The sequence below is a fragment of the Kytococcus sp. HMSC28H12 genome, from assembly GCF_001816045.1.
Taxonomy (GTDB): domain Bacteria; phylum Actinomycetota; class Actinomycetes; order Actinomycetales; family Dermatophilaceae; genus Kytococcus; species Kytococcus schroeteri.
Genome location: NZ_KV824684.1, coordinates 1 through 7,114, shown reverse-complemented (window position 1 = coordinate 7,114; position 7,114 = coordinate 1). Strand labels below are relative to the sequence as shown.

Genomic DNA, 7,114 nt, shown 5'->3' with positions numbered 1-7,114 from the left:
GGCCTGGCCTGAGGCCGCGCGGTCCGGGCGACGGCTCGGCCCCGTCGACCCGGGAGGACGTGTGCCCCCCCCCGGACCGCATCACACGCCCCAGCCACGCTCCATCCCGCGGGCCACCAGCGGCCACCACGACGCACCGCCGACCAGGGCACGCCCCTCGGCCAGCCCCACCCAGCGCGCACCGTCGATGGGGGCAGGCGCCTCGGCGCCGGTGGACCACGCAGCTCCGACGGCGGCCAGGCCGTCCGGACCCCCGACCACCTGGAGTCGGTAGGCACGGTGCTGACGGCGCAGCACCCCGCCCTCGCGCCGCACCTCCTCCTCGTACCCGATGAGGGCGCCCTTCCCCGACGTGGAGGACGGGCCGCCGACGTCGCGGCCCGGCACGCCCCCGGCCACACCCTGCGGCCCCACGCCCTGCAGGAGGCCCCACCCGTCCTCGCCCGGCACGAGGAGCACGCGCCCGGCCCCGTCGGCCACCACGAGGCCACCGTCCTCCATCGTGGCCGACCCCGCCGCACCCACGGGCCCGGCGGCCGAGCGCACGAGGTCCACCCGGTGCCCCTCGTCCACCACGGTGCGGGTCAGGCACTTCTCGGCCTTCCGCTTGCGCAGGCGCTGCCCGGTGGCGGTGAGCATCGCCGTGATCTCCCGCGCACTGCGCAGCTGCGCGCCCGCGGCCAACAGGTCATCGAAGGCAGAGACCGGCACGTCGGCGTGGTCACCATCGAGCCAGCCGGGGTGCAGGCCCGCCCCGGCCAACGCGTCGGTCAGCTCCGCGGACGCCCGCACCCACGAGGCGGCGCCCGTCGCCTCCAGGCCTCCGTCGCTCACGAGATGGCTGAACACGGTGTCGTGCGCCGGCCACGCGGGGCGGTCGATCCACAGGGCCATCGTCGAAGCGTAGGTCGACAGCACCCATACTGCGCCCATGGCCGCGCCCCACCGCGCCTCCCTGGCCGCCCTCGGACCGCTCGAGCAGCTCCGCGCCAGACGACTGCCCCTGCGCCTGGCGTGGCTGCTGATGGGCCTGTTCCTCTACGGGGCGTCCATGGCCATGGTGCTGCGTGGCATGTTGGGGCAGTTCCCGTGGGACGTGCTGCACGTGGGTCTGGGCCACCACCTGCCGCTCAGTTTCGGCGTCATCGTGGTGCTCGTGTCGTTCGTGGTGCTGCTGGCGTGGATCCCGCTGCGCCAGCCGCCGGGTCTGGGCACGCTGGGCAACGCGTTGCTCATCGGCCCCGCGGCCGACCTCGTGCTCGCCGCCCTCCCGGCTCCCGACACGTTGGCGCCCCGCATCGCCCTGATGGTGGGCGGCATCGTGCTCAACGCCGCGGCCACCGCCATGTACGTGGGCGCCCAGCTGGGCCCCGGCCCCCGCGACGGGCTCATGACCGGCCTGGCCCGCACCACCGGGATGTCCCTGCGCGTGGTGCGCACGGGGCTGGAGGTGGCCGTCATCGTCCTGGGCGTGCTGCTCGGCGGCACACTCGGCGTGGCCACGGTGCTCTACGCCCTGGCCATCGGCCCCCTCACCCAGGCCTTCCTGCCCTACCTGACGCTGCGCCTCCCCGGCCACGCCCCGGACTGAGGCAACCACCTGATGGTGGGCGCAGCCGGCGCCGGGGCCACGCACCCCGGTTGCCGACGCCCCACGGCCGGGGGCCACGGCGTGTGGCGTGGCCCCCGGCATCGCATCAGCGAGTGGACGTCGCCGAGGTGGCAACCCAGTAGGTGCTGCCCTCGGAGGTCACGGCCTTGTAGATGCGCTTGCTGCTCGAGGTGACCGTCAGGCGGGCCACACCGGTGCTGCCGCTCTTGGCCGTCCCCTTGCGCGACCAGGTGCCGTTGGCGTTCTTCACGTAGAACGTCACCGTCGCCCCACCGCGCTTGCGGAACTGGCTGTAGGTGGTGTTGTACGTGGACACCGTGCTCGACAGCGTCACCGTGCCGCCCTTGCGGCTGGAGGTCAGGGCGTTCTTGCTGCCCAGCTTGACCGTCATGGTGCGGGTGTTCTGCGTGAGCGAGTTGAACGTGCTGTCGCAGGCGTAGTCGGGACGAATCTTGTACGTGCCGACGGGCAACATCCAGTCGTACACGTCGAAGGTCTGGCGCGCCCCATTGGCGGAGGATCCCCCGCTGACGAGGAACCACTCCTGGGATCCCTTGCTCGGATGGATCGCCTGCCAGGACCCCACGCCTCCCTTGTTCACGCACGCCCCGGAGAGGCTCACCGGGTACTCCCGGAACTCGCGGTTGATGGTGATCTTGCTGGGGGTGGTGATGGTGCACGAACCGGCGGCCACGGAGGGGGCAGCGGTGGGGAGGGTGCTGGCGCCCACGAGGGCGGCCACGGCGAGTGCGGCTCGGCGCATGTGTGTCTCCTTGTGATGCGGAGGAGCTCCTGTCCCCCGTCGCCGCAGAAGGTACGAGGCACCACCGACAACCTCCTCCACCGCCCCGGCGACGACGCTACCCCCAGAGGATCAGCACACCTGTTCTGCTACATGCTACACTTGTCCTAGAAGATCGCGGGGTGTTCCACCTGCGGGAAACCAAGGGGGTGACGTCATGACGGGTCCGACGGTCGACAGGACGGCCGAGCACCGGGCGGGCGTGCAGGCCATCGAGTGCTGGCTCGACCGCGGGGGCGGCGGCACGGCGGCCGAGCTCGTGGACCTCATCGGCCACCTGGAGGACCTGGCGAACGTCGTCACCGCCGCACAGCTCACGGCGGTGCGGCGCCTGGCCGAGCAGCAGACGATCGAGGACCTCGCCGCGGGCGTGCCGGAGCGCGACGCCGGGTCCACGGTGGGTGCGCAGGTGGGCCTCGCCCGGCGCCAGCCGCCCCGTCGTGGAGTGCGCGACGTGCACCTGGCCGGCGTCCTCGCCGACGAGCTCCCCCACACCCGCCGGGCGATGCTGGAGGGCACCGCCAGCGGCTACCAGGCGGAGCTCGTGGTCACCCACACTGCCTGCCTCTCGCGCGCTGACCGGGCCCGTGTCGACGAGCTCGTGGCCCCGGAGCTGGGGTCCCTCTCACCGCGGCAGGTCGTCCACCGCGTGAAGCACCACGCCTACCGGCTCGACCCCGAGGCCGCGACGCGCCAGGCGGCCATGGCGCACCGGGAGCGCCACGTGTCGGTCCGCCCCGTGCCCGACACGATGGCGCGGGTAGCCGCCCACCTGCCCGCCGCCCAGGCCGTGGCCGTGTGGGCAGCACTCGACCGGGAGGCCAAGGCCCTGCGGGCGGCAGGGGACGAGCGGACGCTGGGTCAGCTCCGCGCCGACGTGCTGGTCGGCCGCGTCACGGGCCAGCTGGAAGCCCCGGCCGTCCCGGTGGAGGTGCAGCTCGTGGTGCCGGCCGGCACCCTGTTCGGCAGCACGGCGGCGCTCCGGGCGCTCACCAGCGGTGACGAGCCGGCCGTCCTCAGCGGCTACGGCCCCCTGCCGGCTCCCGTGGCCCGACAGATGGTGCACGACACCGCCGCGTGCAGCCTGCGACGCCTCCTGCTCGACCCAGAGTCGGGCACCCTCGTGGGACGCGACCCGCGCCGGCGCCTCTTCTCAGCCGGGGAGCGTGACCTGCTGGTGGCCCGCGACCGGACCTGCCGCACGCCGTACTGCGACGCCCCCGTGCGCGAGGCCGACCACGTGGTCCCCTTCTCCGAGGGCGGCCCCACCACCCTGGCCAACGCGCAGGGCCTGTGCACCCAGTGCAACCAGACACGCAACCACCCACGGTGGAGCGCCAGACCCCTCGGGCCGCCGACGACCACGACACCCCGGACCGAGCCGACCGCCCGGGCACGACTGCTCGCGCTGGCCCGCCAGGCCTGCGTGGAGACCACCACCCCCACCGGCCACCGGTACACGAGCCAGACGCCTCAGTTCGCCGCAGGGCCCCTCAGGCCCGGCGCGCCTCCCGGGTGATGCGCCGCGCCTGCACGACGGCCCGGAGCCAGGAGACGACGACCCCGGCCACGATGCACGGGATGGCGGGCCCGTACAGCGCCGCGCCGTCCTGGCCCATGACCGCCCCGGTCACTCCCCCGGCTGCCTGGGCCAGGGTGACCAGCCCCAGCAGGGCTGCCCACAGGACGCCCAGCGGGTCGCGGCGCGTATATCCCCGCAGCCATGCCCGCACTCCGAGGCGGTTGGTCCGCACGATCGGCCGGAAACGTGACCACGCGAACCAGAGGGCCAGCCCCAGCACCACCAGTCCCAGCACCCCACCGCCCGGCCTCGGCAGGAGGAGCACGGACACCAGTCCCGCCACGAGGCTCACGACCAGCGCCCAGTGCGTGCGCTGCAGGGCGCTCGCCGCCATCTCGTCCAGGGCCCGCAACGGCATGGTGAGCGTGGGGTCCTTGCCCAGCAGGTCGGCGAACTCCCTGGCCGAGCCCTCACGGTCCTTCGCCATCCCCAACCCCGCCAGGTTGTGCTGCGCGTGATGGTGGTGCGGGTCGATGGCGAGCGCCTGGCGGTACGCGTCCGCCGCGGCGCCCCGCCACCGGTCGTGCAGGGCGTAGCCCAGCGCGAAGTGGGAGTCGGCGTCGTGCGGGTCCAGCTGGACGGCTCGGCGCCCTGCCTCGACCGCCTGGGTGTACCGCTTGAGGTCGCTGAGCACCTGCGCCAGCACCTGCTGTCCCACGGCCCGGTGGGGGTCGAGCTCCACCGCACGCGTCAGGGCCCCCAGGGCCCGCTTGGGCTGGTCGCCCTGCCGCAGGGCATCGCCCAGCATGATGTGGGTGACCGGATCGTCCGGCGCCAGGGCGACGGCCCGCTCGGCGGCCTGCCGCGCCTCCTCCGCCCGACCGGCGGTGAGGTGCAGGCTCGCCCAGAGCAGGTGCAGCCGTGCCTCCTCCGGCGACTCCGCCGTGGCGCGGGACAGCTCGGCTGCGGCGTCGTCCACTCGCCGCAGGCGCAGCAGTTCCTGCACGCGCGCGACGCGCACCTCCAAAAGGGCGTTCACAGCAGCTTCTTCCCCTTCATGTACGTGCGCAGGTCGCCGTACTCGCCGGACGGGTCGCCGTAGGTCACCACGTTGCGCGCCGAGGAGAACCACGCCCCCGTCGAGGGCCGCACCTCCCCCAGGGCGGCCTCGAGATCGCGCTGGGTGATCATGCGCGGCGTACCGCTGCGCACGCTGTCCATCATCGCCCGCTCGGCGGCGGTGTCCACGAGGTGCGCCAGGTCCGCACCGGTCAGCCCGTCGGTGCCCTTCACCAGGCGGCGCAGGTCCACCCCCTCCACCGGGCGCCGGGAGAGGTAGCCGCGCAGGATCTGCTCGCGCGCGGCGTCATCGGGCGGCAGCACCAGCAGCGTGCGGTCCAGGCGGCCCGGGCGGCGCAGCGCGGGGTCGATGTCCCACGGCGCGTTGGTGGCCGCCAGCACGTACACGCCGTCGTTGTCCGAGCCCACGCCGTCCAGCTCCTGCAGCAGCTGGTTGACCACGCCGCGCATGGCCCCCATGTCGTGCCGGGTGCGCTTCTGCCCGATGGCGTCCACCTCGTCGAGGAAGAGCACGGCCGGCGCGCTGCGGCGGGCCAGCTCGAACAGGCCGTGCAGGTTGCCCTCGGACTGGCCGATGTACATGTCCAGCACGTCCGAGAGGCGCACGTTGATGAAGCCGGCCCCCATCTCGCCGGCCACGGCCCGTGCGATGTAGGTCTTGCCCACCCCGGGTGGCCCGTAGAGCAGCAGCCCCCCACGGAGGCTCTTGCCGTACATGCGCCGCATCTCGGGGCTGCGCATCGGGCCCAGGAAGGACACCTCGAGGCGGTCCTTCACCTCCTGCATGCCGCCCACGTCGGCCAGGGTCACGCCGGCACGCTCCACCTCGAAGAGGTCCTCCACGCCCGCCGGCTCGCCCTGCACGGGTACGCGCTGCGGCTCGCCGTGGCCGCCCCCGCCCGGAGCACCGGCGACCCCGCCCTCGGCGGGCTCCACGAACATCGGCCCGGGGGCGTCCGGGAACTGCTCCTCGGCAGCCGACCAGTCGTACCCGTCGGTCGAGGCCCCACCCCCACCGGTCGACGCCCCGCCCTGCACAGGGGCCTGGTCGGAGGTGCTCGCCTCCGCGGCCGGCATCGTGCCCGCCGGGGGCGTGGTGGGTGCGCCCCCACCGAGGGCACGGGCCATCAGCGCACGGGCCTGGCCGCTGGTGGGGTCCTGCTGCAGCACGGTGGCGCAGTGGGCCACCGCCTCGTCACCCCGGCCGGCCCCCACCAGCAGGTCTGCCAGGTGGAGTCGCAGCGCGATGTCGTCGGGGCTCGCCTGCACGGCGCGCCCGAGGGACTCGATGATCTGGTCAGACATGCCGCGAGCCTAACCAGCGTTTCTGGCGGGACCACCGGGCTCCAGCGCGCGTGCCTGCTCGGCGTGGAACTCGGCCTGCTCGGTGTCTCCCAGGAGGCCGTGGACCTCCGCGAGCTCCCGGTGGGCGATGACGTCGGTGGGGTCGAGCGCGGCCGCCCGCGTCAACGGCTCCAGCGCGTCCTCGTGGCGTCCCTGGCGGCGCAGGATGATCGCCAGGTAGAGGTGGTGCGTCGGCAGCCCCGGCTCCAGCTCGAGGACCCGCCGCTGGGCGGCCTCGGCCTCCTCGGGCCGCCCCTGGTTGAGCCGCGCGATGGCGAGGTGGATCAGCCCGCGGGCGTCGTCGGGGAAGGCCTCGACCAGCCGCGCGGCGATGGCCGCCACGTCGTCGTGGCGCCGCGCCTCGGAGAGCCGGAGCAGGTAGTCGATGGTGCGGCGCGAGGGCCCGATCCCCTCGCCCTGCTCGAAGGCCGCCAAGGCACCGCGTGCGTGCTCGTTCCCCGGGTCGGCCTCCACCACGGCCCGCAGGTGGGCCAGGCACCGCTCACGGTCGGTCACGCGCGCGGCGAAACCGGCGGCCTCGCGGGCCCGCAGGTCGTCCGGGGCGAGCTCCACCGCCTGCTCGGCCGCCCGCACCGACCCCTCGTGGTCGCCCAGCAGGTCCAGGACCTCGGAGAGCAGCAGCTGGGCCGCCACGTCGTCCGGGGCGAGCTCGACGGTGGCCCGCGCGTGGTGCGCCCCCTCCAGCAGGTGCCCCGCCGCCAGGCAGCACCGCGCCGCCGTGGCCCGGATGCCG

The 7,114-nt window shown here is 74.4% G+C and carries 7 protein-coding genes; 2 read left to right on the top strand and 5 right to left on the bottom strand.

What is annotated here, in order from left to right; genetic code table 11:
* Positions 1-81: 81 nt before the first annotated feature.
* Positions 82-894, bottom strand: coding sequence for a DUF4031 domain-containing protein (locus HMPREF3099_RS13565; protein WP_237769848.1), 813 nt, complete (start codon positions 892-894; stop codon positions 82-84).
* Between the two features lie 37 nt (positions 895-931).
* Between HMPREF3099_RS13565 and HMPREF3099_RS11105 the strand changes: the two genes are divergently transcribed.
* On the top strand, positions 932-1,591 hold the full coding sequence (locus HMPREF3099_RS11105) for a membrane protein YczE (RefSeq protein ID WP_070706101.1): 660 nt from the start codon (positions 932-934) through the stop codon (positions 1,589-1,591).
* Between the two features lie 106 nt (positions 1,592-1,697).
* Here the strand turns inward: HMPREF3099_RS11105 and HMPREF3099_RS11100 are convergent, their stop codons facing one another.
* Positions 1,698-2,375, bottom strand: a complete 678-nt coding sequence (locus HMPREF3099_RS11100) for a hypothetical protein (RefSeq protein ID WP_070706099.1) — start codon at positions 2,373-2,375, stop codon at positions 1,698-1,700.
* Between the two features lie 196 nt (positions 2,376-2,571).
* On the opposite strand from HMPREF3099_RS11100, the gene HMPREF3099_RS11095 reads away from it, so the two are divergent.
* Positions 2,572-3,933, top strand: coding sequence for an HNH endonuclease (locus tag HMPREF3099_RS11095; RefSeq protein ID WP_070706097.1), 1,362 nt, complete (start codon positions 2,572-2,574; stop codon positions 3,931-3,933).
* On the opposite strand, the gene HMPREF3099_RS11090 is transcribed toward HMPREF3099_RS11095, so the two are convergent.
* From HMPREF3099_RS11090 to HMPREF3099_RS11080, 3 genes are all read right to left on the bottom strand, one after another.
* Positions 3,908-4,975, bottom strand: a complete 1,068-nt coding sequence (locus tag HMPREF3099_RS11090) for a tetratricopeptide repeat protein (protein WP_168168530.1) — start codon at positions 4,973-4,975, stop codon at positions 3,908-3,910. The two genes, HMPREF3099_RS11095 and HMPREF3099_RS11090, sit on opposite strands and share 26 nt — an antisense overlap.
* On the bottom strand, positions 4,972-6,321 hold the full coding sequence (locus HMPREF3099_RS11085) for an AAA family ATPase (RefSeq protein WP_070706093.1): 1,350 nt from the start codon (positions 6,319-6,321) through the stop codon (positions 4,972-4,974). The genes HMPREF3099_RS11090 and HMPREF3099_RS11085 overlap by 4 nt, the downstream gene beginning before the upstream one ends.
* A gap of 9 nt (positions 6,322-6,330) precedes the next feature.
* A partial coding sequence (locus HMPREF3099_RS11080) for a tetratricopeptide repeat protein (protein ID WP_141762147.1) occupies positions 6,331-7,114 on the bottom strand: 784 nt, incomplete at its 5' end.